This is a genomic window from Quadrisphaera setariae (assembly GCF_008041935.1).
Taxonomy (GTDB): Bacteria; Actinomycetota; Actinomycetes; order Actinomycetales; family Quadrisphaeraceae; genus Quadrisphaera; species Quadrisphaera setariae.
This window is the reverse complement of record NZ_VKAC01000033.1, coordinates 1-1,001: the sequence shown is the minus strand read 5'-3', so window position 1 is coordinate 1,001 and position 1,001 is coordinate 1. Positions and strand designations below refer to the sequence as shown.

The following is a 1,001-nucleotide window of genomic DNA, read 5'->3' as shown; positions in this document are numbered from 1 at the left end:
GAGTCCCACTGCGACTGGACGCCGGCTGCGGTGGGCTGGGCGAACACCGTGCGGTAGGCGGCGGTGACGACCTCACCGTCGGCCTTGGCCACGTGGGCCAGCAGGTTGCGCGCGAAGTGCACCCTGCATCTTTGCCAGCTCGCGCCGGACATCGAGCGCGTGATGGCCTTCTTCAGGCCCTCGTGGGCGTCGCTGATCACCAGCTGCACCCCGGCCAGCCCACGGCGCTTCAACCCCGTCAGGAACGCCTTCCAGAACGCCTCGTCCTCGCTGTCACCGACATCGACACCGAGGACCTCACGGTGCCCACCTGCAGTGACACCGGTGGCGATCACCACGGCTCTGCTGACGACGCGGTGACCGACGCGGGCCTTGCAGTAGGTGGCGTCCAAGAACACGTACGGGTAGGTGACCTCACCGAGTGGCCGGTCGCGGAAGGCAGCGACCTCGGCGTCCAGATCGGCGCAGATCCGGGAAACCTCGGATTTGCTGATGCCGCTGGCTACGCCCAGCGCAGCGACGAGGTCGTCGACCTTCCTGGTGGACACCCCGTGGACGTAGGCCTCGGCGACGACGGCGAACAGCGCCTGGTCGATGCGGCGGCGCCGCTCGAGCAGGCTCGGGTAGAAGGAGCCGGCGCGCAGCTTTGGCAGGCGAAGGTTCAGGTCCCCGGCGGTGGTGGCCAGGGTCTTGGGGCGGGTGCCGTTGCGGTGGGCCAGGCGGTCGGTGGTGCGCTCGTAGCGGTCGGCGCCGATGGCGTGGGCGGCTTCGGCGTCCACGAGCTGTTGGTAGGCGTGCTCAGCGATCCTGCGGATGCGGTCGGACTCGGTCGTGTCGTGTAGCTCGGCGAGCAGGGTCAGCAGGGCAGAGTGGTCATCGGTCATCGCGTGGTGTCCTTCGGTGAGTTCCCTAGGCAGGTCTCACTGACATCGCGCGGTGACCGTTCAACTTGATCGCTACGCCGTCGTCAACGAAGACGACCGCGTTGATCACCGGGAGCG

Annotated in this window: 1 protein-coding gene; it reads right to left on the bottom strand. The window is 68.2% G+C overall.

What is annotated here, in order from left to right; genetic code table 11:
• On the bottom strand, positions 1 to 884 hold an 884-nt coding region (locus tag FMM08_RS22765), incomplete at its 3' end, for an IS256 family transposase (protein ID WP_147928643.1).
• Between the last annotated feature and the right edge of the window lie 117 nt (positions 885 to 1,001).